This is a genomic window from Clostridium sp. JN-1 (assembly GCF_003718715.1).
In the GTDB taxonomy this organism is placed as follows: domain Bacteria; phylum Bacillota; class Clostridia; order Clostridiales; family Clostridiaceae; genus Clostridium_AV.
This window is the reverse complement of record NZ_CP033465.1, coordinates 2,769,030-2,795,954: the sequence shown is the minus strand read 5'-3', so window position 1 is coordinate 2,795,954 and position 26,925 is coordinate 2,769,030. Positions and strand designations below refer to the sequence as shown.

Annotated in this window: 33 protein-coding genes and 1 tRNA gene; 27 read left to right on the top strand and 7 right to left on the bottom strand. The window is 29.4% G+C overall.

Features of this window, described 5'->3' with window-relative positions; all coding sequences use genetic code 11:
• The first annotated feature begins 617 nt into the window (after window positions 1-617).
• The 13 genes from rpmH to EBB51_RS13465 all read left to right on the top strand — a co-directional run bounded on the left by rpmH (window position 618) and on the right by EBB51_RS13465 (window position 10,616).
• Entirely contained in the window at window positions 618-752 is a 135-nt protein-coding gene (gene rpmH, locus EBB51_RS13525; protein WP_119974159.1) for a 50S ribosomal protein L34, read from the top strand.
• Between the two features lie 53 nt (window positions 753-805).
• Window positions 806-1,138, top strand: a complete 333-nt coding sequence (gene rnpA, locus EBB51_RS13520; protein WP_123054935.1) for a ribonuclease P protein component — start codon at window positions 806-808, stop codon at window positions 1,136-1,138.
• A complete protein-coding gene (gene yidD / locus EBB51_RS13515) occupies window positions 1,139-1,348 on the top strand; it encodes a membrane protein insertion efficiency factor YidD (RefSeq protein ID WP_123054934.1) in 210 nt (69 codons plus the stop codon).
• 20 nt (window positions 1,349-1,368) lie between these two features.
• Complete coding sequence (gene yidC / locus EBB51_RS13510; protein ID WP_123054933.1) at window positions 1,369-2,022, top strand: membrane protein insertase YidC; 654 nt, start codon at window positions 1,369-1,371, stop codon at window positions 2,020-2,022.
• Between the two features lie 21 nt (window positions 2,023-2,043).
• Window positions 2,044-2,667, top strand: coding sequence for an RNA-binding cell elongation regulator Jag/EloR (gene jag / locus EBB51_RS13505; protein WP_123054932.1), 624 nt, complete (start codon window positions 2,044-2,046; stop codon window positions 2,665-2,667).
• 47 nt (window positions 2,668-2,714) lie between these two features.
• Window positions 2,715-4,094, top strand: a complete 1,380-nt coding sequence (gene mnmE, locus EBB51_RS13500; protein WP_123054931.1) for a tRNA uridine-5-carboxymethylaminomethyl(34) synthesis GTPase MnmE — start codon at window positions 2,715-2,717, stop codon at window positions 4,092-4,094.
• A gap of 10 nt (window positions 4,095-4,104) precedes the next feature.
• Window positions 4,105-5,991 (top strand): tRNA uridine-5-carboxymethylaminomethyl(34) synthesis enzyme MnmG, encoded by a 1,887-nt coding sequence (mnmG, locus tag EBB51_RS13495; protein WP_123054930.1) that lies wholly within the window; start codon window positions 4,105-4,107, stop codon window positions 5,989-5,991.
• Window positions 5,992-6,111: 120 nt separating this feature from the next.
• Window positions 6,112-6,831 (top strand): 16S rRNA (guanine(527)-N(7))-methyltransferase RsmG, encoded by a 720-nt coding sequence (rsmG, locus tag EBB51_RS13490; RefSeq protein WP_123054929.1) that lies wholly within the window; start codon window positions 6,112-6,114, stop codon window positions 6,829-6,831.
• A 102-nt stretch (window positions 6,832-6,933) separates the two neighbouring features.
• Window positions 6,934-7,710 (top strand): nucleoid occlusion protein, encoded by a 777-nt coding sequence (gene noc / locus EBB51_RS13485; protein WP_123054928.1) that lies wholly within the window; start codon window positions 6,934-6,936, stop codon window positions 7,708-7,710.
• Between the two features lie 277 nt (window positions 7,711-7,987).
• Window positions 7,988-8,782, top strand: coding sequence for a ParA family protein (locus EBB51_RS13480; RefSeq protein ID WP_123054927.1), 795 nt, complete (start codon window positions 7,988-7,990; stop codon window positions 8,780-8,782).
• Window positions 8,775-9,653, top strand: a complete 879-nt coding sequence (locus EBB51_RS13475; protein WP_123054926.1) for a ParB/RepB/Spo0J family partition protein — start codon at window positions 8,775-8,777, stop codon at window positions 9,651-9,653. Before EBB51_RS13480 ends, EBB51_RS13475 begins: the two co-directional genes overlap by 8 nt.
• A gap of 66 nt (window positions 9,654-9,719) precedes the next feature.
• Window positions 9,720-10,217 carry a DUF4446 family protein gene (locus EBB51_RS13470; protein WP_123054925.1) on the top strand — a complete coding sequence of 166 codons (498 nt, stop codon included), beginning with the start codon at window positions 9,720-9,722 and terminating at the stop codon, window positions 10,215-10,217.
• A 144-nt stretch (window positions 10,218-10,361) separates the two neighbouring features.
• Window positions 10,362-10,616, top strand: a complete 255-nt coding sequence (locus tag EBB51_RS13465; protein WP_123054924.1) for a YkuS family protein — start codon at window positions 10,362-10,364, stop codon at window positions 10,614-10,616.
• Between the two features lie 11 nt (window positions 10,617-10,627).
• On the opposite strand, the gene yyaC is transcribed toward EBB51_RS13465, so the two are convergent.
• Together yyaC and ytvI are read right to left on the bottom strand one after the other, a co-directional pair.
• Window positions 10,628-11,227, bottom strand: coding sequence for a spore protease YyaC (gene yyaC, locus EBB51_RS13460; protein WP_123054923.1), 600 nt, complete (start codon window positions 11,225-11,227; stop codon window positions 10,628-10,630).
• Between the two features lie 68 nt (window positions 11,228-11,295).
• Entirely contained in the window at window positions 11,296-12,348 is a 1,053-nt protein-coding gene (gene ytvI / locus EBB51_RS13455; RefSeq protein WP_123054922.1) for a sporulation integral membrane protein YtvI, read from the bottom strand.
• A 298-nt stretch (window positions 12,349-12,646) separates the two neighbouring features.
• Between ytvI and EBB51_RS13450 the strand changes: the two genes are divergently transcribed.
• From EBB51_RS13450 to EBB51_RS13395, 12 genes are all read left to right on the top strand, one after another.
• Complete coding sequence (locus EBB51_RS13450; protein WP_347560937.1) at window positions 12,647-12,910, top strand: DUF3343 domain-containing protein; 264 nt, start codon at window positions 12,647-12,649, stop codon at window positions 12,908-12,910.
• A 16-nt stretch (window positions 12,911-12,926) separates the two neighbouring features.
• Complete coding sequence (locus EBB51_RS13445; protein ID WP_123054921.1) at window positions 12,927-13,787, top strand: mechanosensitive ion channel family protein; 861 nt, start codon at window positions 12,927-12,929, stop codon at window positions 13,785-13,787.
• A 24-nt stretch (window positions 13,788-13,811) separates the two neighbouring features.
• Window positions 13,812-14,000, top strand: a complete 189-nt coding sequence (locus tag EBB51_RS13440; RefSeq protein WP_123054920.1) for a DUF951 domain-containing protein — start codon at window positions 13,812-13,814, stop codon at window positions 13,998-14,000.
• 100 nt (window positions 14,001-14,100) lie between these two features.
• Window positions 14,101-14,388 carry a 30S ribosomal protein S6 gene (gene rpsF / locus EBB51_RS13435; protein ID WP_123054919.1) on the top strand — a complete coding sequence of 96 codons (288 nt, stop codon included), beginning with the start codon at window positions 14,101-14,103 and terminating at the stop codon, window positions 14,386-14,388.
• A 12-nt stretch (window positions 14,389-14,400) separates the two neighbouring features.
• Window positions 14,401-14,838 carry a single-stranded DNA-binding protein gene (locus EBB51_RS13430; protein WP_123054918.1) on the top strand — a complete coding sequence of 146 codons (438 nt, stop codon included), beginning with the start codon at window positions 14,401-14,403 and terminating at the stop codon, window positions 14,836-14,838.
• Window positions 14,839-14,868: 30 nt separating this feature from the next.
• On the top strand, window positions 14,869-15,123 hold the full coding sequence (gene rpsR, locus EBB51_RS13425) for a 30S ribosomal protein S18 (RefSeq protein WP_123054917.1): 255 nt from the start codon (window positions 14,869-14,871) through the stop codon (window positions 15,121-15,123).
• A gap of 296 nt (window positions 15,124-15,419) precedes the next feature.
• Window positions 15,420-15,737, top strand: a complete 318-nt coding sequence (locus tag EBB51_RS13420; RefSeq protein ID WP_123054916.1) for a MazG-like family protein — start codon at window positions 15,420-15,422, stop codon at window positions 15,735-15,737.
• Between the two features lie 12 nt (window positions 15,738-15,749).
• Window positions 15,750-16,739: a YybS family protein gene (locus tag EBB51_RS13415; protein ID WP_123054915.1), complete on the top strand. Its 990-nt coding sequence runs from the start codon at window positions 15,750-15,752 to the stop codon at window positions 16,737-16,739.
• 18 nt (window positions 16,740-16,757) lie between these two features.
• Window positions 16,758-18,743 (top strand): DHH family phosphoesterase, encoded by a 1,986-nt coding sequence (locus EBB51_RS13410; protein WP_123054914.1) that lies wholly within the window; start codon window positions 16,758-16,760, stop codon window positions 18,741-18,743.
• Window positions 18,743-19,189: a 50S ribosomal protein L9 gene (gene rplI, locus EBB51_RS13405; protein WP_123054913.1), complete on the top strand. Its 447-nt coding sequence runs from the start codon at window positions 18,743-18,745 to the stop codon at window positions 19,187-19,189. The genes EBB51_RS13410 and rplI overlap by 1 nt, the downstream gene beginning before the upstream one ends.
• Before the next feature lie 12 nt (window positions 19,190-19,201).
• On the top strand, window positions 19,202-21,091 hold the full coding sequence (gene lonC / locus EBB51_RS13400; protein ID WP_123054912.1) for a Lon family ATP-dependent protease: 1,890 nt from the start codon (window positions 19,202-19,204) through the stop codon (window positions 21,089-21,091).
• A gap of 36 nt (window positions 21,092-21,127) precedes the next feature.
• Entirely contained in the window at window positions 21,128-22,462 is a 1,335-nt protein-coding gene (locus EBB51_RS13395) for a replicative DNA helicase (protein WP_123054911.1), read from the top strand.
• 31 nt (window positions 22,463-22,493) lie between these two features.
• Here the strand turns inward: EBB51_RS13395 and hsp18 are convergent, their stop codons facing one another.
• From hsp18 to EBB51_RS13375, 4 genes are all read right to left on the bottom strand, one after another.
• Window positions 22,494-22,943, bottom strand: coding sequence for a heat shock protein Hsp18 (gene hsp18 / locus EBB51_RS13390; protein WP_123054909.1), 450 nt, complete (start codon window positions 22,941-22,943; stop codon window positions 22,494-22,496).
• Between the two features lie 475 nt (window positions 22,944-23,418).
• Window positions 23,419-23,688 carry a hypothetical protein gene (locus tag EBB51_RS13915; protein WP_243103862.1) on the bottom strand — a complete coding sequence of 90 codons (270 nt, stop codon included), beginning with the start codon at window positions 23,686-23,688 and terminating at the stop codon, window positions 23,419-23,421.
• A gap of 4 nt (window positions 23,689-23,692) precedes the next feature.
• Window positions 23,693-23,830 carry a 2-hydroxyacyl-CoA dehydratase family protein gene (locus EBB51_RS13910; protein ID WP_243103861.1) on the bottom strand — a complete coding sequence of 46 codons (138 nt, stop codon included), beginning with the start codon at window positions 23,828-23,830 and terminating at the stop codon, window positions 23,693-23,695.
• A gap of 7 nt (window positions 23,831-23,837) precedes the next feature.
• A complete protein-coding gene (locus EBB51_RS13375; RefSeq protein WP_123054905.1) occupies window positions 23,838-24,410 on the bottom strand; it encodes a 2-hydroxyacyl-CoA dehydratase family protein in 573 nt (190 codons plus the stop codon).
• An 833-nt stretch (window positions 24,411-25,243) separates the two neighbouring features.
• On the opposite strand from EBB51_RS13375, the gene EBB51_RS13365 reads away from it, so the two are divergent.
• Window positions 25,244-25,717 carry a Crp/Fnr family transcriptional regulator gene (locus EBB51_RS13365; protein ID WP_123054902.1) on the top strand — a complete coding sequence of 158 codons (474 nt, stop codon included), beginning with the start codon at window positions 25,244-25,246 and terminating at the stop codon, window positions 25,715-25,717.
• 108 nt (window positions 25,718-25,825) lie between these two features.
• On the opposite strand, the gene EBB51_RS13360 is transcribed toward EBB51_RS13365, so the two are convergent.
• Window positions 25,826-25,901, bottom strand: a tRNA-Thr gene (locus tag EBB51_RS13360).
• Window positions 25,902-26,070: 169 nt separating this feature from the next.
• Between EBB51_RS13360 and EBB51_RS13355 the strand changes: the two genes are divergently transcribed.
• Entirely contained in the window at window positions 26,071-26,643 is a 573-nt protein-coding gene (locus EBB51_RS13355; RefSeq protein WP_123054901.1) for a nitroreductase family protein, read from the top strand.
• The last annotated feature ends 282 nt before the right edge of the window (window positions 26,644-26,925 follow it).

Genomic DNA, 26,925 nt, shown 5'->3' with positions numbered 1-26,925 from the left:
TTTTTATCCTCCAGTCTTTAAATAAAGAAATTATAAACATATTTATGAACATCATTATAATTTCTTGACAAATGTTTATAAAATTATGCACTTGTTAATTAAAATGTTGATATTTTTTATTAAAAGAAAGTTATCAACAGAAAATAAAAAATAAGTGCTAACAACCTCTAAAATGAATAATATTAGAAGTTTAGTTAAAAATAAAAAATAAATATAACAAGAGTATAACAAGTTATACACAATTTTATCCACAGCTGTGGATAAAAGTAAAAAAACAAAAGTTATACACAGTTCCCTATTAATAATATCAGAACATAGTAAGCTATTCAAGAAGTTATCCACAAAAACAATATAAAAAATATTAATAGTTAGGTTTGCTCTTGGAAGGATATGATCAATATAAACATTAAAATAGAAGTTTATACATAAAATTCAATTTACGAATAGATATAATAATATTGACATTATATCTAGGTAAATATATAATTTAATAGTGAAATTGTGAGGATGGTAATAAGTTGGTAATTGATTAAATTAAATCCTACTAAAAATTTATAATGAATTTTGTAAGGATGATATATTATAAATACTTGTTGCAGAAAGGAGTGTAGTTTACAATGTGGATGACTTATCAACCTAAGAAAAAACAAAGAAAAGTTGAACATGGTTTTAGAAAAAGAATGAGAACTTTATCAGGTAGAAATGTTATAAAAAGAAGAAGACAAAAAGGTAGAAAGAAATTAACAGCATAAGGGCCGCTTTTGTGGCCTTTTTCTGCAATTGCAGGAAAAAAGGAGCAAAGTAAATGAAAGATAATAAGATAAGAAAGAATTCAGAATTCAGAGTTGTGTATAGAAGAGGAAAATCATTTTCAAATCATTTACTAGTTCTATATGTTTATAGAAATAAAAAAAATATAAATAGAGTTGGAATATCGGTAAGTAAAAAAGTAGGAAAAAGTGTAGTTAGAAATAGAACTAAAAGATTAATTAAGGAAAGTTACAGGCTAAATAAAAATTATTTAGCAAAAAATAATGATTTAGTTTTTATAGCAAGAACTGCTGCTAGGGGAAAGAGTTATAAAGAAATTGATGAGGCTCTTAAAAATCTTTTAAAAAAGGCAGGTCTGTATAATTAAATGAAAGAATTTTTAGTTTTTTTAATAAAATTTTACAGAAAATACTTATCACCTTTAAAAAGACAATGTTGTAGGTTCTATCCGACTTGTTCTCAATATGCCATACAAGCTATAGAAAAGTATGGTGTATTAAAGGGTGGTTTTATGTCTATAAAAAGAATTCTGAGGTGTAATCCTTTCAATGAAGGAGGATATGATCCAGTTAAATAAGTAATCAGGAGGTTTACATTTTGAAGTATCTAAACAATGCATTTGTCCAATTTTTTAATTTCATACACCAAGGTGTAGTAACAGTGATCCCAAATAAAGACATTTCATATGGTGTAACAATTATTTTAGTTACACTTATAATAAGACTAATAATACTTCCTCTGAATATAAAACAGACAAAATCATCAATAATTATGAGTAAAATACAGCCGGAGACAAAAAAGATACAAGATAAGTACAAAAATGATCCTCAAAAAGCTCAACAGGAAATGATGAAATTGTATAAAGAAAAAGGTGTGAATCCGTTGGGCGGATGTCTTCCAATGTTAATTCAATGGCCAATATTTATAGCTCTTTATTATGTTTTCAATAATTTACAAGGCATAAATGGAGTACATTTTCTTTGGATACAAGATTTAGCTAAAAGAGACATAATACTTGCATTACTTGCTGGTATTACTACATATTATTCAGGAATATTAATGATGCCTACTGGAGATAATGCTCAGGCTAAAAGTACAACTACCATGAATATAGCTATGTCTGGATTTATGGTTTTTATTAGTTGGTCATTAAAATCGGCTTTAGTGTTGTATTGGGTAATAAACAATCTTATACAAATAGCACAAACATTAATTATGAAAAAAGTTAGCGATAGTAAAAATCACCAGTAAAGCCTAGGGGGTGACTTAAAAGTGAAAGTTATTGAAATGACAGGCAGAACTGTAGATGATGCTCTAAAAAATGCTTTAGATGAATTAAAGACAACAGAAGATAAGGTTGAAGTTGAAGTTTTAGATCATGGTAAAAAAGGTTTTTTTAATATAGGGGCTAGGCCAGCTAAAATAAAAGTTACAGTTAAAAGGGATTATATATATGAAGCAAAAACTTTTTTAAGGGAAATGTTAAATTGTATTGGGATTAAGGCAGAGATAAAAATTAAAGAAGAAAATAATGTTATAAATATAATATTAACTGGTCCTGATATGGGAATACTTATAGGATATAGAGGAGAAACTTTAGATTCAATTCAGTATCTTATAAGTCTTGTAGTAAATAAAAAACATGACGCTGAATATAAACGGGTTATTTTAGATACGGAAAACTATAGGGCAAAAAGAGAAGAAACTCTAGAGAGGTTGGCCAGAAAAATATCAGGTAAAGTAAAGAGAACAAGAAGGCCTGTAAAACTTGAGCCAATGAATCCGTATGAAAGAAGAATAATTCATTCAGCACTTCAGAATGACAGTTATGTAAATACTTACAGTGAAGGTGAGGAGCCTTTTAGAAGGATCGTTGTGGATTTAAAGAAAGCCTGATATTATGGCTTTCTTTTTGCTTTATATTATAGGGAGGAGTTTAAATTATGAAAGAATTTGATACTATAGCAGCTATAAGTAGTGGTTTGAGTGAAAGTGGAATTTCAATAATAAGAGTTTCTGGTGATAATGCTTTAAATATAGTTAATAATATCTTTAGAACTAAAAATAATAAAAATTTAAATGGCATAAAACCATATACTATGAGGCATGGTTTTATAGTGGAAGAAGAAACTGGTGACACTTTAGATGAAGTACTTGTAAGTTACATGAAGGCTCCTAGAAGTTTTACTGCTGAAGATACTGTAGAGGTAAATTGTCATGGAGGAATTGTTGCTACTAGAAAAATACTTGAAGAGGTTATAAAGCAGGGAGCGAGAATGGCGGAACCTGGGGAGTTTACTAAAAGAGCATTTTTAAATGGAAGAATAGATTTAAGTCAGGCAGAGTCAATTATGGATATAATAACTGCTAAAACGGAAGTATCCATGAAATCTGCAGTTGAACAATCAAAAGGTGTGCTCTCCAAGAAAATAAATGAGATAAGAGAAGAACTTCTTGAAACAATTGCAAGCATAGAAGCAACAGTAGACTATCCTGAGGAAGATTTAGAAGAAATAACTGCAGATGATGTTTCAGTAAAGTTAAATAATGTAGTTAAAAAAATTGATCAAATTTTAAGTACAGCAGAAGAAGGTAAAATAATTAGAGAAGGCCTTAATGTTGTAATAATTGGTAAACCTAATGTTGGTAAATCCTCATTATTAAATTATTTGCTTCAAGAAAAAAGAGCTATAGTAACAGAAGTACCCGGAACAACAAGAGATATTATTGAAGAATATATAAATATAAATGGGATTCCTGTAAAGATAATAGATACTGCTGGAATAAGAGAGACGGAAGACTTAATTGAGAAAATGGGAGTCGAAAAATCAAAAGAAAAGATAAATCAAGCAGATTTAATAATATTGATGTTAGATTTAAGTAGAGAATTAGACGGCGAAGATAAGAAAATTATTGAGTATATAAAAGACAAGAAGTATATAGTTTTGTTAAATAAAAGTGATTTAGCATCTAAGATAGATGTTAATAAGATAAAGGAACTTAATCAAGACCATGTAATAGAAACTTCTGTAAAGACAGGAAAAGGCATAGATATATTAAAAAAGCAGATAAAGAAGTTATTTTTCAAAGGAGAAATAAAATCTAAACAACTTATTTTGACAAATACAAGACATAAAGAAGCTTTAATTAAAGGCAAGTATAGTTGTAATCAAGCAATTCAAGCATTAAAAGATACTTCAGCAATTGATTTAGCATCTATAGATATAAGAAATGCTTGGAGCAGCTTAGGAGAAATAGTAGGAGATACTTTACAGGAAGATATAATAAATAAAATATTTTCTCAATTTTGTTTAGGAAAGTAGGTAGATATTTATGGAATACTTTGGCGGCGAATTCGATGTAGTTGTTATTGGTGCTGGTCATGCCGGTTGTGAAGCGGCCCTTGCAGCAGCTAGAATTGGATGTAAAACTTTAATATGTACAATGAATTTGGATAGCATAGCTTTAATGCCGTGTAATCCTAGTGTAGGAGGTACTGCTAAAGGACATTTAGTTAGAGAACTAGATGCTTTAGGTGGTGAAATGGGTGTTAATATAGATCATACATATATTCAATCTAGAATGTTAAATACATCAAAAGGTCCTGCAGTTCATTCGCTTAGAGCTCAAGCTGATAAAAGAAGATATTCTGAAAGAATGAAAAATGTTATAGAAAAGCAGGCTAATTTGTATTTAAAACAGATTGAAGTTACTAAAATTGATGTAAAAAATAATAAAGTTTGTGGAATTTTAACTAGAAATGGAGCATATTTTAAAACTAAAGCTGTTGTTTTAGCAACAGGTACATATTTAAAAGGGAAAATAGTAATAGGAGAAGTAAGCTATAGCGGCGGTCCTAGTGGATTATTTCCAGCAAAGGATCTTTCTCAAAGTCTTTTAGATATAGGAGTAGAACTTAGAAGATTTAAAACTGGTACACCAGCTAGAATAAATAGAAGAAGTGTGGATTTTTCCAAAATGTTAATTCAAAATGGAGATAAAGAAGTAGTTCCATTTTCTTTTATGAGCGATAATATAGATAGAGATCAAGTTCCTTGTTATCTTACTTATACAACAGAAGATACTTTAAAAGTAATTAGAGATAATATAGATAGATCACCTTTATATAATGGCAGTATAAAATCTGTTGGACCAAGGTACTGCCCTTCACTTGAAGATAAGGTTATGAGGTTCCCAGATAAAGAAAGGCATCAATTGTTTATAGAACCAGAAGGAGAAAATACCGAAGAATTATATGTCGGAGGTGCTTCAAGTTCACTGCCAGAGGAAGTGCAGCTTGCCATGTACAGAACTATAATTGGGCTTGAAAATGTTGAAATAACAAGAACAGCATATGCTATAGAGTATGATTGCATAAATCCACAGCAATTGAAACTCTCATTAGAATTTAAAAACATAGAAGGATTATTTGGAGCAGGACAAGTAAATGGCAGCTCAGGATATGAGGAAGCAGCTGCTCAAGGTATTATTGCAGGTATAAATGCTGCACTTAAAATTAAGAAAATGGAACCTTTAATTTTAAAGAGGTCAGACGCATATATAGGGGTACTTATAGATGATTTAGTTACTAAGGGTACTGAAGAACCATACAGAATGATGACTTCTCGTTCAGAATACAGATTAGTTTTAAGACAGGATAATGCTGATTTAAGGTTAACTGAAATGGGATATAAGGCTGGACTTGTAACTGAGGAGAGGTATAAAAAGTTTTTAGATAGAAAAAATTCTATTTACGAGGAAATAAACAGAATAAAAGGGGTTAATATTACACCAAAGAAGGAAGTAGTAGAGTTTTTAGAATCCCTGGGTTCATCTGAATTAAAAAAGACTACAACTTTATATGAATTAATAAAAAGACCTGAACTGGACTACTTTAAATTAGAACCTTTAGATAAAAATAGACCAAGTATAAGTAATGATATTAAAGAAGAAGTAAATATAATTTCGAAATACGAGGGTTATATAAATAAACAATTAGAACAGATAAAACAGTTTAAGAAATTTGAAGATAAGATGATACCTGTTGATATTAATTATGATACTGTAAAAGGTTTAAGAATAGAAGCTATACAAAAGTTAAAAAAGATAAAACCAATAAATATAGGGCAAGCTTCAAGAATTTCTGGTGTTTCTCCAGCAGATATATCGGTACTTTTAATATATCTTGAAAAAGAATATAGAAAAGAAAAATACAAATAGTAATTACTATAGAAATTTAACTTTGATTTTGTAATAATTAATATAGAACTTATTAGTAAATGCAATTAAATTTAAAGGTTGTATATTTCTATAAAATAGTAGTAGAATGGAGAAGTAGGTATGAATTATTTTGATATAATGAAAGATGCTTGCGATGATGTAAATATTAATTTTGATGAAAAAGCTTATGATAAATTTGTTAAATACAAAGATATGATAATTGAATGGAATAAGAAAATAAATTTAACAGCTATTACTGATGAAGATGAAATAATAAAAAAACATTTTATTGACTGCATAAATATATTTAAATTTATACCGTTAAAAGGAGCAAAAAATGTTATTGATATAGGCACTGGTGCTGGCTTTCCCGGCATCCCTATGAAAATCGTTAAAAATGATTTAAATATAACATTATTAGATTCTTTAAATAAAAGAATAAATTTTTTAAATGCAGTAATAGATAAACTTGAATTAACTAACATAAATACCATTCACGGTAGAGCAGAAGATTATGCAAGAAAACAAGAATATAGAGAAAAAGCAGATGCTGTAGTATCACGTGCAGTAGCTAATCTCACAGTATTAAGTGAATTATGTATTCCTTATGTTAAAGTTGGTGGATATTTTATTGCAATGAAGGGACCAGCTGTAGTAGATGAAATTGAGGAAGCTCAAAATGCTATTTCTATTCTTGGATGTAAGGTAGAGGATATAATAGAAGTTGATATAAAAGATAGTGATTTAAACCATAATCTTGTAGTTATAAAAAAATTAAAGCACACAAATAACACATATCCAAGAAAGCCGGGGATAGTTTCTAAAAAGCCTTTAAAATAAGTGTTATAATTTGTCACACGAAAATTTAGATGCTTGAGAAGGAATTTAAAAAATAGCGAAGAAGTGTTAAGAATAGGAATTTACAAGAAGGATGAGTTAAGTATGCAAAAAAATATTAATTATGTGCCTGTAGATCTAATTTTGCCTAATGTATATCAACCAAGGAAATACTTCGATGAAGAAAGTTTAGATGAATTGGCTCAATCTATAAGAACTTATGGTATAATTCAACCTTTGTCTGTTAGAAAAATAGGCGAAGATAAATATGAATTGGTGTCAGGTGAAAGAAGATTAAGAGCAGCTAAAAAGGCAGGGTTAAAGGAAGTGCCAACTATAATAGTGGATATAAGTGATAAGGATTCAGCAGCTATTGCTCTTCTAGAAAATTTACAAAGAGAAAATTTAAATTTTATAGAAGAAGCTGAAGCTTACTATAACCTTATAAAAGAATATTCTTATACGCAGGAAAAACTTGCACAGATAATAGGCAAAAAACAATCCACTATTGCAAATAAAATTAGAATATTAAGGTTGACACAGGAAATTAGGGATATGCTCTTAGAAAATAATTTAACAGAAAGACATGCTAGAGCACTGCTAAAACTTCCAACTGTTGAGTTACAGAAAAAAGTACTTAATTTAGTTATAAAAAAATCCTTGAATGTAAAAAAGACTGAAGAGCTGATAAATAAGGAATTAGAGGAAAGCATTAAAGGTAAAGAGAAAAAAGTTAATAAAAAGATAAAGGGAATATTTTCTCCTAGAGTTTATATTAATACGGTTAGACAAGTATTTGATAAATATGGACTTAACGCACAATATAATTCTAAAGATTTAGATGATAAAATAGAAATAACAATAACGATTCCTAAAAAATAATATAATATGTTTCACGTGAAACATATTAAAAGATAGAGTTGAAGAATCAACTCTATCTTTTATTTTAAATAGAATTAACTTTAATATAGTACAAGAAATTAAAATTAATTTTACATTACATTTTTGTAAAAATACTTTTAATATATTATATAAAAATATATAATTAAATATATGATTAAATTTAATTGTACGTCTTTGTAATATATGACTTACTTAAATATTGGAGATAAGGATTATATTTATGTCTGTTACTTTTGTATGAGAGGTGTAAATGTGTATGAAAATAGTATCTATATTTAATCAAAAAGGCGGTGTTGGAAAGACTACAACTAGTATTAACTTAAGTTCATATTTAGCTATTCAAGGTTATAAAGTACTTGATATAGATATTGATCCGCAGGGAAATACTACTAGTGGGCTTGGTTTTGATAAGGCAGCTATAGAGGAATCAATATATGATGTATTGACTTCAGATATAGAATTGGATGACGTTATAAGAAAATGCGAGCTTATAGATAACTTTTATGCAGCACCTTCTAATATGGAATTAGCAGGTGCAGAAGTTGAACTTATAAATAAAAATGAAAGGGAATCTATATTAAAGAAAAAGATTAATAATTTAAAGCAAGAGTTTGATTTTATATTTATAGATTGTCCTCCTTCTCTAGGATTACTAACTATTAATGCATTGACATGTTCAAATAGTGTTCTTATACCTATACAATGTGAATTTTATGCACTAGAGGGAGTTGGACAACTAGTTAATACAATACAACTTATAAAAAGATCATTAAATCAAGATATTGAAGTAGAAGGCGTAGTAGTAAGTATGTATGATGGGAGAACCAAATTATCAAGTGATGTTTTAAAAGAAGTTAAAAAATATTTTAAGGATAAAGTGTATAAAACTTTGATTCCTAGAAACGTAAGACTAGCAGAAGCACCTAGCTTTGGGCTGCCTATAGTTTTATATGATGATAAATGCAGAGGTGCTAAAGCATATAGTAATTTAACAAAAGAATTTTTAAGTAGGCAGTCTCAGATAAAAAGGAGTGAAAAATTAATTGAGTAGGAAAATTGGACTAGGTAAGGGGTTAGGTGCATTAATACCCGAGGAAAAAGTAGAACATCAGATGGATCAAAAAGATAATGGTATTATAAAAATGGTAGATATAAATATGATACAAGCTAATAAATATCAGCCTAGAAAAAATTTTAATGAAGAAAAGATAACTCAGCTTTCTGAATCTATAAAAGAACATGGAGTAATTCAGCCAATAATATTAAAGAAAGATGGACAAACATATAATATAATAGCTGGAGAGAGAAGATGGCGAGCTGCAAAGTTAGCAAACTTGGAAAAGGTTCCTGCAATTATAATGAATTTAACTGAAAAAGATATACTAGAAGTATCATTAATTGAAAATATACAAAGGCAGGATTTAAATCCAATAGAAGAAGCGCTAGCATATAAGAGATTAATTGATGACTTTAATTTAACGCAGGAACAATTGAGTAATAGAATAGGGAAATCACGTACTGCTGTTACTAATTGCTTGAGATTATTAAATCTAGATGAAAAAGTACAGGAGTATTTAAATAATGGTTTAATATCCGAGGGACATGGAAGAGCATTATTAGGATTACAAGATAAAGAATTGCAGCGTAAATTAGCTAAGGTGATAATTGATAAAGATTTAAGTGTAAGAGAAACTGAAAAATTTATAAAAAATATAAACACAAATAAAAATGACAATCAAGATACTAATATAAAAGAACAAACTTTAAATCCCTATTATTTGGATATAAAAAATAAGCTTGAAAATTTGTTTAGTACTAAAGTTTCCTTATTAAATAAAAAGAACAAGGGAAAAATACAGATAGAATATTATTCAGAGCAAGATCTCCAGAGAATACTTGATATATTAAAGTTAAATCAATAAGTAAAGTTAGAAATAAAACTAGTTTAAAATGTGTTTCACGTGAAACATTGACGGAGGGATAAAAACATGCAAAATATCATACAGCTAATAAACAATTTTCAAGTATATATTTTACTTGGCTTTTTAATATTAATTGTAATATTATTTATTTTACTTATATCTGCAAATAGGTCTTTAAGTAGATTAGAAAAGAAATATAAGAAACTTATGAGAGGAGTAGATAATAAGAATTTAGAGGAGTTGGTAAACTCATATCTTAATAAAATAGATAAGACACAAGAAGATTATAAATATATGAAAGATTTATATGAAAGTTTAAATACAAGATTTAAAAAATGTATACAGAAATGTTCTGTAGTTAGGTATAGAGCATTTGAGGATGTTGGAAGTGATTTGAGTTTTTCAATAGCACTTCTTGACGAAAGTAATGATGGTGTTATTATAACGGGTATATATGGAAGAAACCAAAGTAGTTCATATGCTAAGCCAATAGACAAAGGTATGTCTAGGTATGAATTGTCAGATGAAGAAAAACAAGTATTAAATAATTGTATAAATAATTAAATTTTAAGGGACTATTGCACTAGAAGTAATTTATATAATATGTTGTATATAAATTACTTAATGCAGCAGTCTCTTTATTTTGCCTAGTAAATATGAATAAAAGTAAATAATAAGGGAATATTAACTTACAAAGAGGTGTAATGTATGAAAGTATATGTTTCCAATGAATTAAATTATGTAAAGCAAGAGCTTTTAAAAAAAGGATATACTGTAGTAAAAGATAACGAAAATTCTATAGTTGATGCAATAATATGTAATTTAAAAAGCAGCGGTTTATCAGGGTTGAATATAAATAACAATATAAAGAAAGATGGAGCCCTGATTATAGACTATGGTAATAAATCTATAGATGATATAGAATACATACTTAATAATAGATCATATAATAGCTTATTTTAGTATATTTATTATTAAGCATTAATGTTAGTTAGAAATTTATTTTCTAATTCAATACTTGCACTTTTTCCACCAATAGTTTTTAAAATACAATGATATATTCCTCGAGATATTACTTCTGCAATTTGCATTACTACAGAAAGTCTTGTATTTTGTAGTACCATAAATTCCATTGTACCAGATATGTTTACGATACCTGTTATACTTAAGTCACCTACTTTTGGAAGGCTTTTATTAACAGCAGAACCTGGGTTTAAAGGTTTATTTTCTATAATTATTTTCCCTACATTTTGTATACTACCTAAACAAGCATCTATTGCAATTATATATGGATTTACAAACTTATCTTTAATTTCTTTAAGTGTTTTCTCTAAGTTTTTTGCATGAATTGGTTTCTCTAAATTTCCGTATAAACAAACTTTATTTCGTATTAAAAATTTTAATTTATGTCCTACCAGCGGGCCTAAACTATCGCCTGTAGATCTATCTGTACCAATACATAATATCACTAATGTTCTTCCAGACTTTAATACGGGATATACCTCTTTACTTAAAGCATCCCTTAAAGTTGCAACTGAATTTTTTGATGAAGAATCTATAATTAATTTATTCATTACAATAAAACCTCCTGATACTATGAATTTTATCCATCAGGAGGCTTTTTATACACAAAGTAGATACTTTATAGTATATTTACTTTTTTAAGTATGTTATAAAATACAACTAAGAACATACAAAAAATTATTCCTAAGAATCCATGAACTTTTATACCTATGTATAGAGCTGCTAAAACTGCTACAGGGTGTAATCCTAGTGAAGAAGAGACAACTTTAGGCTCAATAATTTGTCTAATTGTAGATACCAATATATATGAGATAATTAAGCCTACTGCCACAATGTAATTTTTCATTAAAAAGTATATTATGGCAAGGGGTATATATATTACTCCTATTCCAAGGATAGGTAGAACATCTGCTATTGCACATATTATACTGAGCATTAATGCATACTTGACTTTAAATATTAAAAATACTATAAGTGTTTCAATAAATGTTAACCCTATTATAAATAAATATGAAAGAAAGTAATTAGTTAGCATGTGCTTGGCTTGTATATAAATATTGGATATTTTATTTGCTTTACTTTCAGATAGTATATTTAAAATTTTATTTTTTGTAGAAGCTATGTCTTTTGTAAAAAAGTATGTAGAAAACAATGTAAAGATTACAAGCATTATTAAATATGGTATTGAAGCTAAAAAGTTAAGCAGCATGGATACTATTTTACTAGTTATACTAACAGTTATATTAGAAATTTTACTAACATAACCTGAAAAAGTTTTTTCTATTGTATTGACAATTGATGGATCTAAGTTATTATAATAGCTTTTAAGCTTATCCATATAAGAATACAAATTAGATGAATTATTTGATATGTACGATTGAGCATTTTTACCAAACTGTACTGTTTCTTGAGTAATGTTAGTAATACCGTAGTAAAGTATACATGTTATTATGGAAAAAAATAAAATAGTAGTTATTAAAGAAGCCAAAGAATTTTTCAATTTAAATCTTTTCATCAAAAATTTCGTTGGCTTTTTTAGTATCAAGGCAAAGACTAGAGCTAGTACAAATGGCAGTGTGTAACTAAGTGTACTAAAGAATATTAAAAACACCAAAGTATATAATAAAAAGAATATTATAATTTTATCTATTTTATTTAAAAATTTGTCCATTAATGATCACTTCCTTTATATGAATTTTTATTTAGAGTTAATAATTACTTTTAATTATAGCATTTACTATAGTTTATAAGACAATATTTGTCCAATTTATTAAAGCTTATAGACATTATGTAAATTTTATATTGTATATAGGCCGCAATAGGTACATCATGTAATTTTTTTATTACCTATAAATATAAATACTTATATTTATATTATTTCTGATATAATAGAATATAAACATAAAATCTTATTATTATTGAATAATTTTCATAAAGGATAGAGGGGAGGTATAGTTCAGATTTGAACTATGTTTGAAATGAATAATAATTATTATATTCTAACTTTTGAAAATACACATGGAGCTATAAGTGGAGAGAGTATTCTAAAGGATAATAATGTGGAAGTTGCTGTTATGCCAACGCCTACATTCATTACTAAAAGCTGCGGATTAAGCATTAGGATCAATGAAAAATATATAGATGATGTTAAACAGCTAATAAAGAATAAAAAAATTGAAGTAAAAAAAATATATATGAGGAAAGATAATAAGTATGAAGAAATAGAGGATTGATACTGGAGGAAATATTATGAAAAGTAGTGTTCCTATTCCTGCTTTGAACGTTAAGCTTGATAAAGAAAGTGTGGGATTTGGTAAGTTTAATATTAGTATGGAGAGTTTATATAATTTAGGAACTGATATTATAAAAATTATAATCATCTTTATATGCATGTACCTTACTATAAAGATAGGTAATGCAATTATAAAAAGATATGTAACAAAGCAGAAGAATTTTAAATTTTCATTAGATGAAAAAAAAGCTAAAACTGTTGGTGCAATTTTAAAAAGTGTATTAAAGTATTCTGTTTACTTTATTGGATTAATGGGAATTATGGAAACACTATTAGGGGGAGTTGGCATAACTGTTGCAGGAATAGGTGGAGTTGCTGTAGGATTTGGAGCTCAAAGTTTAATAAAAGACGTTATTAATGGATTTTTCATATTGTTTGAAAATCAATTTAATGTAGGTGATTACATAACTATAGACAATAAAGATGGAGTAGTTGAAAGTATAGAGCTGCGAGTTACAAAAATAAGAGACTTTAACGGAGATATTTACATAATTCCAAATGGACTTATAAGCAAGGTAACAAATCACTCAAGAGGCAGCAGTAAAATTGCTGTTAACTTTGATGTTCCATGTGGAGAAGATATAAATAAAATTATAGATATAATATCTAAATTATGTGATAAATTTAAAAGTGAAAATGAGTATGTAACTGATGGACCTAGTGTTTTAGGAATAAGTGATATTAAAAATGGCAATGTAACTATTAGGGTAGTTGGTAAAGTAAAACCTATGACTCAATGGGATGCTGAGATGAAACTTAGAAAAGAAATTTTTGAAGAATTAAACAAAGCTGCTGTAAAAAAACATGTTTTACTATAAAAATAATAAAAGAAGGTGATTAAAATGATAAAAAATTTTAATCTTGGAGATATTGTTGAAATGAAAAAACAACATCCATGTGGAGGAAAACAGTGGAAAATCATAAGGATGGGTGCTGATATTAAAATTAAATGCTGCACTTGTGAAAGAATAGTAATGCTTCCTAGAAGTAAATTCGAAAAAGATGCAAAAAAAGTAGTGATTGAGGGTTAAAAAAATATTGCTATGTTTATAATAAAGTGATACAATATTAAATTGTAAGTCCCTGCTGTTATATACAGCCGTTAGTCCAAGGGGAGGAGGTGAATCTCTGATGAGAAAGTATGAAACTATATTTATATTAGATCCATCATTAGATGAAGAAAGCGTTAAAGCTAATGTTGAAAAGTTTAAAGATGTAATTCAAAATGGTGGTGGAGAAGTAGAAAATGTTGACCTATGGGGTAAGAGAAAACTTGCTTATGAAATAAACAAGGTTAACGAAGGTTTTTACACTTTGATAAATTTCAGTGCAAATACTGATTTACCAAAAGAATTAGATAGAGTATTTAGAATTACAGATGGTGTTATAAGACACATCATAGTTAAAGATGAACAGTAGGTGGTGTTTTAATTGAATAAAGTTGTTTTAATTGGAAGATTGACCAAAGATCCAGAGTTAAGATTTACTCCAGGGACTGGTGCAGCTGTTACTACTTTGACTATAGCCGTTGATAGAAGATTTTCTAAAAATGGTCAAAGAGAAGCTGATTTCATACCGATAGTTGTATGGGGAAAGCAAGCAGAATCAACTGCAAATTACATGAGTAAAGGAAAACTTATAGGAATTTCTGGCAGAATTCAAACGAGAAGTTATGAAGCTAAAGATGGCAGTAGAAGGTATGTTACTGAAGTTATTGCTGATGAAGTTCAATTTCTTGAATGGGGCAACAAATCAGCATCATCCAATAATGCAAATTCATCTGAACAATCTCAAAATACTCAAGGTTTTAATGATTCAATTTATGGAGAGGATATTACTCCTGTAGATGATGGAGATATACCTTTCTAATTAATAATTTTTGGTAAGGAGGTATTTAAAATGGCTAATAGAGAAGGTGCCAGAAGAGGCAATGGAAAAATGAGGAGATCTAAGAGAAAAGTTTGCGCTTTTTGTTTAGATAAAGCTGAAGGAATAGATTACAAAGATGTAAATAAATTAAGAAAGTATGTTACAGAAAGAGGAAAAATTCTTCCTAGAAGAATATCTGGAAACTGTGCTAAACATCAAAGACAGCTTACAGAAGCTATAAAGAGAGCAAGAAATATAGCTTTATTACCATTCACAACAGAATAGTTATAATAAGCTTGCACTTAAAGGTTATTGAAATTATTTATTTCAATAACCTTTGTTTTATATAATTTACAATGAAAATTAACAAAATTAGATGTATTTATGTTTGAAAATTATACATATGTAGTAATAATTATAGACGACATTTTTGTAATTTAATATAAATTGGTTAAAGTTCAAATGATATGTTAAAATTATGTTTATATGGCAGACCCAACTGATAAAAGATTATGGTATAACTTTATTGCATAATTAAGTTAAAATAACTAAAATAAAGTTAAGGCTTAAGGGGGATAATTATGAAAAAAGATGATCTTAACATAATGAACAGCATAAAAGTTATAGAAGAATTAAAAGCAGATCTCCTATGCATAATTGGTGATTTATTTAAATTATTAACAAAAGGAAGTAATGTGGCACATCAAGCTATATTGGACTGTATATCTGGAGGAATAATAATTTTTTATTTACTTGCAGATAGACTTGGATATTCTCATGCTGTAGTTGATGATAATGTTCTTAAAAAACTCAAAGTGGGTATAATAGAAAAAGACAAAATAGAGAAAGATGGAAGAAGCTTAAGTAAATTATATAATCATTTGAAACAAAAGGAATAAACGGAGGATGCAATGCAAAATAGAAATTATAATACAAAAGCAATAGTAGAGGCAGGATTAATTACATCTCTTGTAGTAATATTAATGCTTATGAGTGTTTATATTCCTATTTTTTCTTTAATAGGAATATTTATTTTACCAATTCCTATTACAGTGCTTTTCATAAGACAAAATTACAAAGTTACGATAGTATCGGTAGTGATTAGTGCAATAATTATAGGTATGGTTTTTAATCCTATATCAGCTGTATCATCTTCAATTTTATTTGGACTTACAGGTATTACACTAGGATATTTGATTAAAAATGATAAAAGCATAAGTACAATTATACTGTTTTTAGCTGCAGCTTTTGCAGCTGCAATGATAGTTGACTTTGGAATATACATAAGTCTTATAGATAAAAGAGGATTAGTAGGGTTTGTAAATGATATTGCAGCACAATTTAAAGATTCAATGAACATGGTTAAGCAAATGTATTCAAAAATGGGTGTCAGCAGTGAACAACTTGCTTCACTGGATCAGGTTTCAAGTATGTTTAATACTAAGTATATTATGAGTATTATTCCAGCACTTATAGTAATGATTTCAGTTACATTTTCATATTTAAACTATACTATAACTAAAAAAATATTGAAAAAGTTAAGATATAATGTAAAATCAATAGCACCATTTTCAGAGCTTTATGTTAGTGCAAAAACAGGAAGTTTAATTGGAATAGTACTTGTAATTGGATTGTTTCTTAAAAGAAATAATATTGCTTTAGGAGATTCCATAGCCATTTCTTCTCAGTACATACTTCAACTTGTACTTTTGTTAGATGGTTTTGCTCTTGCGGCTTATTACTTGAAAAACAAATTTAAAATGTCTAAAACTTTTACTTTTATAATAATATTATTAACTGGTTTCTCACAAATTGCAGTTGTCTACATGCTTGCTGGATTATCAGATATATTTTTTGACTTTAGAAAAATTAATCTCCACAAAAGAGAAGAAAAAAGATGATAACGGGGGACTTGTTATATGGATAAAAAGTATGATAGTTTTGTATCAGGTAATAAAATATATATGATTATAATAGCTGTTCTTGTTATTATGTTATTGTTTTATAGTAATTTGTATGTAGGGGCTCTATGTGTAGTTTTATATATAGCACTTATTGTATATAATTATAGGGTTTCAAAGTCAAAAAGATACGAATGGAAAAGGTTTATAGAAAACTTTTCTTTTAAGTTAGATACTGCTACTAGAAATTCTCTTATAAAGTTACCATTTCCTTTAACAATTACAGATAATAGAGGAGGAATTTTGTGGTACAATCAAGGATTTTCTTCTATGATGAATAATGAAGACATACTTGGTTTAAATATTAACAACTTTATCAAGAAGTTTAATGTAAGACAGATTTTAGATGGAAAGAAAAGTGTATTTAGATATATTAAATTAAATGATAGATACTACGATATATACGGTAATGCCATAGACTCATCTGAAAATAAAAATGAAAGTATAGTAATATTATATTTTTATGAAGTTACAGAATTATTTAAGATGCAAAGTTATATAAATGAAAATAAATATGACGTTATGCTTATTGAAGTAGATAATTTTGATGATGTGTTAAAGACAATAGAAGAGGGAAAAAGACCACTTATCATAGCAGAAATTGAGAGAAGCATAAATGCTTATTCGCAAAGGCTTAAGGCAATGATTAGAAAGTATGATGTCAATAAATATGTTTTGTGTATCCAAGATAAATATATTAAAGAAGAAATGGAGAAAAAGTTTGATATATTAGATACTATAAGAAAAATAGATATGGGAAATAAGTTAGAAGTAACTTTAAGTATAGGGGTTGGCCGCGGTGCAGATACTCCTATGGGAAATGAAAAGTATGCAGCATCTGCTAAGGAATTAGCTTTAGGCCGCGGCGGAGATCAAGCTGTAGTTAAAAATGGAGAGAAGCTGTTATTTTACGGTGGAAAAACAAAAGAAGTCGAAAAAAGGACCAAAGTTAGAGCTAGAGTTATATCTCGTGTTTTAGTAGATTTAATAAATGAAAGTAGTACAATATTTATAATGGGTCATATAAATGCAGATATAGATTGTTTAGGATCTGCTGTTGGACTTTATAGTACTGTAAAATCACTTGGGAAACAGTGCTTTATAGTGTTTGATGACATCAACAGCAGCATAAATATAATTTTAGACAAGATAAAAAAAGAAAAGGATTATAAAGATGCATTTATAAGCAGCAGTACTTGCATTGATAAGTTAGATCCAAATAGTCTTTTAATTCTTGTAGATGTGCATAGTAAAAGTTATGTGAATAACATAGATGTAGTAAATAATTCAAAAAAAATAGTTATAATAGATCACCATAGGAAAGCTGCAGATTTTATAGAAGGTTCTCTTTTAAGTTACATAGAGCCATATGCATCATCTACATCTGAGTTAGTGACTGAAATGCTCCAATATATGGTTGAAAATCCAAAACTCAAGCCAATAGAAGCAGAAGCACTTTTAGCAGGTATATACGTTGATACTAAAAACTTTGTTTTTAAAACTGGTGCCAGAACCTTTGAGGCAGCTTCTTTTTTACGAAAACTTGGAGCTGATACTATTGATGTAAAAAAATTTTTTACAGATAACTTAGATGTTTATTTAAAAAGAGCTGAAGTTATTAAGTCAGCTCAAGTATATGAAAATATAGCTATAGCAGTATGTCCTAAGGAAATAGAAGATATTGTATTAGCTGCTCAAGCTGCGGATGAGCTGCTAAATATTACAGGTATTCAGGCATCGTTTGTTTTTGTTAAAATAAAAGATGAGATTTACATTAGCGGCAGATCACTTGGCGACGTGAATGTACAGCTTATACTCGAAACCTTAGGAGGGGGAGGTCATATGACTATGGCAGGTGCAAAACTTAAATCAATTACTATAGATGAAGCATTACAAAAACTAAAAAATGCTATACAAAAATATATTAGGGAAGGTGAAGAGTAATGAAAGTTATACTTTTAAAAAATGTAAAATCTTTAGGAAAAAAGGGAGATGTAGTTAATACTTCTGATGGTTATGCGAGAAATTATCTCTTTCCAAGAAAACTTGCAGAACAAGCTACAGATACTAACGTTCATGTATTAAATAATAAAAAAGAGGCAGAAAGAAGACAAAAGCTAGCAGAAATGGAGGCAGCTCAAAAGTTAGCAGCTTCATTAAAAGGAAAAGAAATAAACTTACAAGTTAAAACTGGTGACAATGGTAAACTATTTGGCTCTATTACAAATAAGGATATAGCAGATCAAATTGAGAAAAGTTTTAATATAAAAGTTGATAAGAAAAAATTAGATGTTGGAACTGCTATAAAACAAGTAGGAATTTATGATGTAGAGTTAAAGTTATACTCAGAAGTTTCAACTAAAATAAAGGTAGTTATATCGGGCAAATAAGGGGGAAAATGTGTGAAGTCACAACTTATAGAAGAAATTGAGCAGCAGCTTTTAGGTAGTATAACTATAGATACACAAATAAAAATACTATATGAAATGATAGATAAAGTTTTTGAGGCTGGGACTATAAGATCTAGAATTGTAAAATACAAGTTAGATAATTATATAAATAGTGATAATATATATAAAAGATTATATGCTTTAAATAAAATAGTTAGTAATGGTAAGGGGATAAACTCAGTACCTACTGATGCAAATGTATACAAGGTATTGGAAGATACAAATAATCTAATTTCTGAACAAATGGCAAGAAAGTTTGTTGCAAACAAGATAGAAAAAGGTGTTGAAAAAGACTTAATTGAAAAACAGGATAAGTATATAAATGAATTAAGATTAAATATAATAAAAAAACAAAAAGGTCCAGAAAATGCAAAGACTCTTAAAAAATATGCACAACTTAAAATGTTGGATTCTAAGAAGCTAAGCAAAAGTATACAAGAGCTTTTAAGACCAGAATCATTTGATGAAATAGTAGGTCAAGAAATGGCAGTAAAATCAATTATATCAAAATTAGCTTCTCCATATCCACAGCATATTATACTATATGGTCCTCCTGGTGTTGGAAAAACTACTGCAGCTAGGCTCGCATTGGAAGAATCTAAAAAGCTTAAATTTACACCATTTGAAGAAAGTGCAAAGTTTATAGAGGTAGATGGAAGTACTCTAAGATGGGATCCTAGGGAAATAACAAATCCACTTCTCGGCTCTGTACATGATCCTATATATCAAGGATCTAAAAGGGATCTTGCAGAAACAGGGGTACCTGAACCTAAACCTGGATTAGTAACAGATGCACATGGTGGAGTACTTTTTATAGATGAAATAGGCGAATTGGATGATATTCTTCAAAACAAGTTACTAAAAGTATTAGAAGATAAGAGAGTAGAATTTTCATCTTCTTACTATGATCCAGATGATGAAAACACTCCTAAGTATATAAAGTATCTTTTTGAAAATGGTGCACCTGCGGATTTTATATTAATTGGAGCTACAACTAAAGAACCCCAAGAAATAAATCCAGCATTAAGGTCAAGATGTACTGAAATTTACTTTGAACCACTTACATCAAAAGATATAGAACAAATAGTAATAAATGCAGCTCGTAAACTTAATATAAGCTTGGAAGATGGAGCAGCTAAACTTATAAGTAGATATACCATAGAGGGAAGAAAAGCTGTTAATATACTTGCAGATGTTTATGGATATGTACTTTATAATAAAAATAACAATAAGGATAAAGTAAGTATAGAAGTAAAAGATGTGGAAAAGGTTATATCTATAAGCAGACTTGTACCTTTTGATACTGCAAAAAGTCAAAGTAAATATGAGGTTGGACATATATATGGATTAGGAGTAAGTGGATTTATAGGATCTACTATAGAAATAGAAACTGCTATTTTTAAAGCTAAAGCAAAAGGCAAGGGCAGTGTGAGATTTAATGATACTGCTGGTAGTATGGCTAAGGATTCAGTATTTAATGCAGCATCTGTTATAAGGAAACTAACTGACAAGGACATAAATGACTATGACATACATGTAAATGTGATTGGTGGAGGAAAAATAGATGGACCTTCTGCTGGGGCAGCTATAACTATATGTATAATGAGTGTTTTATTAGACAAACCTATAAGACAGGATGCAGCTGTAACTGGGGAAATATCTCTTAGAGGTAATATAAAACCCGTAGGTGGAATATTTGAAAAGATATATGGTGCAAGGAGAAAAGGTATAAAACTTGTTGTTGTACCAAAGGATAATTCAAAGGAAATTCCTTTGGCATTAGATGATATAGAAGTTAAAACTGTAGAAAATATAGATGATCTTATGAAGTTAGTATTTTAACTTCATTTAATATTCGTATTCTAGGGAGAGATAAAAATGGATTCACCTCTTAGAAGTATGCCTCATAATATAGAGGCTGAACAAAGTGTAATAGGAGCAATGCTCATAGATAAAACTTCCATAGCAGAGGCTATGGAAGTTTTAAAAACAGAAGACTTTTATAAGGATGCTCATAAGATAATATTTGAGTCTATAGTAAGCTTATATCAAAAGGACATAGCTATAGATATTATAACCCTCTCTGAAAATTTAAAATCAAGGGGTAAATTAGATGATATTGGCGGTATAACGTATATAAGTGAATTAAGTGGTTCGGTTATATCTACAGCTAATATTCAATCTTATATAAAAATAGTAAAAGAAAAGGCAACTTTGAGAAATTTGATTAAAGCTGCTACAAAAATTATAGAAGAAAGCTACAGCAATCAAGATAATGTACCCAAAGTTATTGATTTAGCAGAAAAACAGATATTTAATATAGCTGGAAACAATGTAAAGTCTGATTTTGAACCTATTAGCGATATACTTGAAAGAGGTTTTGTGCAAATAGAAAAGCTTTTTAATAATAAAGGTGAGACAACAGGTGTTGCTTCAGGATTTAGGGAGTTGGATGCAAAAACTTCTGGCTTTCAAAAAGGCGATATGGTTTTGATAGCTGCAAGACCATCCATGGGAAAAACTACTTTTGCATTAAATATAGCTGAACATGCAGCATTAAAAGAAGGAAAGAATGTAGCAATGTTTTCACTAGAAATGTCAAAGGAACAGCTAGCTTATAAACTCTTGTGTTCAGAAGCTCATGTAGATATGCTAAATCTTAGAACAGGAAATTTAGAAGACAAGGATTGGGAGAATATTGCAAGGGCATCTGGTCCTCTTGGAGGAGCTAAATTGTATATTGATGATTCAGCAGGTATATCAATAATGGAGATGAGATCAAAATGCAGAAGGTTAAAAATAGAAAATGGAATTGATCTTATAATCATAGACTATTTGCAGCTTATGGCAGGCAGCGGAGGATCAGAAAGTAGACAGCAGGAAGTATCCGAGATATCAAGATCTATAAAAGCACTAGCAAAGGAAATGGAATGTCCTATTATTGCACTATCACAGTTATCACGTGCACCAGAGGCTAGAACAGATCACAGACCAATGCTTTCAGATTTAAGGGAATCAGGTTCAATAGAGCAGGATGCAGATTTAGTTTTGTTCTTGTACAGAGATGAATACTATAATAAAGATACAGAAGAGAGAAATATAGCTGAATGCATAATTTCAAAACAGAGAAATGGTCCTACTGGAACTGTAAAGTTAGCATGGCTTGGACAATTTAGTAAGTTTGGTAATTTGGATGTTATCCATCAGGAGTAAAAATCCTGTTGGATAAGCCAACAGGATTTTTTTAGTGTATATCTATTTTAGTTTTAGTTTCTTTTCCTTTTTCTAATTTAGGTAAAGTAATTTTTAGTACACCATCTTTAAATGCGGCATCTATATTATTTTGATCTACATTATCAACATAAAAGCTTCTTTTAAATTCACCATATCTTCTCTCACGTCTTATATAATTATCTTGCTTATCCTCAACTGAATCATCTCTCTTAGCACTTACAGTCAAATAATTGTTATCATAATCTATATTTATAGCTTCTTTTTTTATTCCAGGAAGATCTGCTTCTATTTGATAATCATCTTCAGTTTCCTTTAAATCAACTTTAAATCCATTTCCAAATCTAGATATATTCATTGGTGCAAAGAATGAATCATTAAAGAAATTATCAAATAATTTATCGAAATCATCACCTCTTCTTAAAAAACCATTATCTTTTCTAAAAGGAACCATATCAAACATATTAAAACCTCCTCTGATTATTAATATTTGTTAATATTATTTATATGGTACTAAGTATTCTTTATCTTTAGTACATCTATATAATAATACAAAGGTCAAAGAAAGTCAAAGTTTAAAATGTATGATTTTGAGAGAAATCGGTATTTAAGTTAAGAAATATAGTTATAAGTTGATTTTAATAAGATATATGGTTGTTAATATCCTGTAACCATGTATTTTATATAAATTGATTATATATTAAAAGTTTTTTGACAATGTTTTAAAAAATAAGTGAATTTATATTGTAGGCTTTTTTTCACATTTTCGCTTTCCAATCAAAGCGGCACCGATAGCTCCATTAAATTGAGGATAATTTGCTTCATATGGATATCACAAAGCAGCTCATCCTCCAGAGCTAAACGCAGGGCTTCATTTTTAGCACTGCCGCCGGTCATTAGAATGTCTCCATTAGATTTGTACTTTCTGGCAAGTTTAGCTATACGGTTTGCCATGGATCGGTTATCTCAGAAATTGTACTATCAGCAACTTCAATGTTTCGTCGGCTGTAGCCAGCAGCAGTGATTGCTTTAATTTGACTTTGATTGATACTTGCTTCCGTGCAGATGTGATTCATGAGTGTTTCTGCAGTTTTTTCACAGTCTATTCCGGTGGGCAGCACAGCTGTGGAGATGATTTCTTCATCCTTTATCAGTGCCGCCTTTAAGTAAGTTGACCCTGCATCCATTCCTAAAAAATAATGATCCATTCTATTACCTCCTTTGTTCAAGCATCTCTATAAATGCTTCCAATCTAATTTTGACCTGCTCCAAATCCTCCGCAGAAAAGTCTGTTTCTATCCTTAAAACCGGGATATTATACTTTTGTGCTAATTTTTCTACCTTTGACAATTCAAAATCATAAGGAGTACATCCGCGAAGAACATGGTAGATGATTCTTTCTGCCTGTAAGACTGGACAAGGATTTGGTGAGGGCAATCGGATTTTTATAATTATCCTCAAATCCTTTTTCGGATTTATCTGTAGAAATCGGCAGAGGAATGACTGGCAACTTTTTTGCCAAAATATCAGCACTCTTCCTTTTTCTATCACAGGTAAGCGGCAAAATCACAGCTTTACATTGATTGTAGACAGGTAGAATGTTCATAAATTGAAATCCAACTGATGTTTTTATAACTGGACAGGCATCTCTTGGTACCAACTCATCCCCGAGCAATGCTGCTATATTGTATCCGGAGAATAACCGCATGGGGGTACAGCCAAAGGCATATATCAGTTCATCCGGCACCATAACACAGTAGTTTCCAATATAGGTGTTTGGATTTTCAGAGAAGTCTGTGAAATTGTTTTTTAGTATATTTGTAAAATAATCCATTTCCTGCAAGGCGTTTACATTGTTCAGCTGATTTAATGTACCATTCGAAATACGCACTACGTTTCGCTTAAATCTTTCTATTGCTTTTTCATTCATATGGGCACCTCCTTATTTAATCTCTCTCTTTGATGATAGAAGTTTTTTACCGACTACTTAAAAGAAGCAAATTCCCATGATAATTCCCAGCACAACAATGTCCCATGTTTTAAGATTGGGGCTGACTATGGCAAGATCAGGACGAAGATAAGTAATAGGTCTGACTCCCCATACCACGACACTTAGGATAAATCCCGCCAGTACTATATATTTTACTGGCTTTAAAATACATTTTGTTTTTTGTGAAAGGTGTATGGATGGCAGTCGGAATCTCTTTCTGAAACGAGATAAAAGTTCTTGATAAAAACCTAATGGACAGATCGGATGAGACTGCATAAGCAGTTCCGTAAAAGCCTCAAGCCTTATTTTTATTTGTTCAGTGTCGGCGTCCGAATCCGTTTCTACTAAAACAAAGGGAATGCCGCCATCAATACATATTTTTTCTACTTGCTCTGCTTCATAAGCATAGGATAACTGCCCTTTTAATAAATGATAAATAACCCCACTGCTGTATTTTATTTCAGCTGCACTAACAGTAAAGGTATGGCTGATATCTTGCTTAACTGCCGAATAAAACTGTTAAGAAACGTAGGGCAACTTGATTCCTCCAGTTTTACTAATGCATGATATGCGCGGAATATTGCCTCGGCATATTGCAGCAATTCTTTCGGAGCAACTGATTTTTGAACAGCCTGCTGCAGTGTGTACCACACTTCATTCTGTTCATCAACAAATTGATCAGAAATTTCTTTTGAAAGAAATATGTTTTGCTCTGCAGAAAGAATGTTAAACCCGGCTTCTGACAGAAACGATAAGGCTTTACGTGCGGTGATATGTCCGTTATATGTAATTTTACTGCTGGGGATTCTATCGGAGAAAATTTATTGTTTTCACGAAATAATACTTATCCATTGATGATTATCACTAAATATGATACTGAAATTTTACATTTAAGCAAGCAATTGATTTTATATTTATGCCGGATGAATGATCAGTTTTTGCAGAATTTCCTTGAATCCCTTTCTGATAAAACACTAATTCTCAGCGGTAAGATCAAGACACTGCCAACGAAGACCATCAGGAGATGTATTATTGAATTTTTGTTATGTGAGTATAGCATCCAAAAAAACACAACTATTTTTTTGAGACTATCTAAAAAAGAATTGGCTGAAAAATTTGGAGTTCGGCGTCCGTCACTATCACGTGAGCTAAATAAAATGCGGTCAAAAGGGTTGATTGAATATAACGCAAAAAGCATTACAATAATAGATGTTGAGGAATTAAAGCGCATATATTCAGAGTCATAGGCTTACCATGTACTATGACTTAAATCAATCATAAGATATTTACACTTTATGAACTCTCTAAACGTTATAAAACAAAAAAACGCCTTCAATCGTTGAGACGTTTAAGTTTGGTGCTCCTAAGAGGATTCGAACCTCCGACCTACTGATTACGAATCAGTTGCTCTACCAGCTGAGCCATAGGAGCATAAATATTAACTTTTACTATTTAATTTTAATACAACTTACAATTAATATCAACATTCAACTACAAATTTATAGTTTACATTTGAGTTCGTTCTGCTTATTGATATTTAAGTTATTTAGAATTATTATGATTATAAATAACTTAAATATCAATAGATGGGGGAATAAGGATGATAAGAGAATTAGTTTTAAAAAACAGATCGTACAGAAGGTTTTATCAGGATCAAGAAATAACTACAGAAATTTTAAAAGAACTGGTGGATCTTACTAGACTAACTGCATCAGCGGCAAACTTGCAGCCATTAAAGTATGTTATATCAAATACAAAAAATAACAATGAGAAAATATTTAAAACTTTAGGTTGGGCAGGATACTTAAAAGATTGGGATGGGCCAAAAGATGGAGAAAGGCCAAGTGCATATGTTGTAATACTTAATGATACATCTATTAGTAAAAATCCATCATTTGATCCTGGGATAGCAGCACAGACTATCTTACTTGGAGCCGTTGAAAAAGGGTTTGGTGGATGCATTCTTGCAAATGTAAACAAGAAAGAATTAAAATCAAGTCTTAATTTAGATGAAAAGTATGAAGTTATACTAGTAGCAGCTCTTGGAAAACCAAAAGAAGAAGTGATTATTGAATCTATGGATTCAAATAAGGATGTAAAGTACTGGAGAGATGAAAATAAAGTGCATCATGTACCAAAGAGAAGCTTGGAAGATATAATTTTAAAAGTTTGAACATATAATTTTTGATTATATCCTGGGAAATAAATAAATTTAAATTTGATTCTATTAAAGGATAATTTTGATAATAAGGTAGTTATTAAGGGAAGTTCAAACTTCCCTTAATAAACATTAAAATGTGGAACATTTAGCTTTGTATCATTCTAGCAGTGTTTTGATATATTAAGCTTTTTTGAAAGCAGTGTAATAATATGACACCATTTTTTAAAATTATTTTAAGTTGACAAAAAATAAATTTACAGAGTATAATGTATTGATAGCTTGTTTAACATTTGC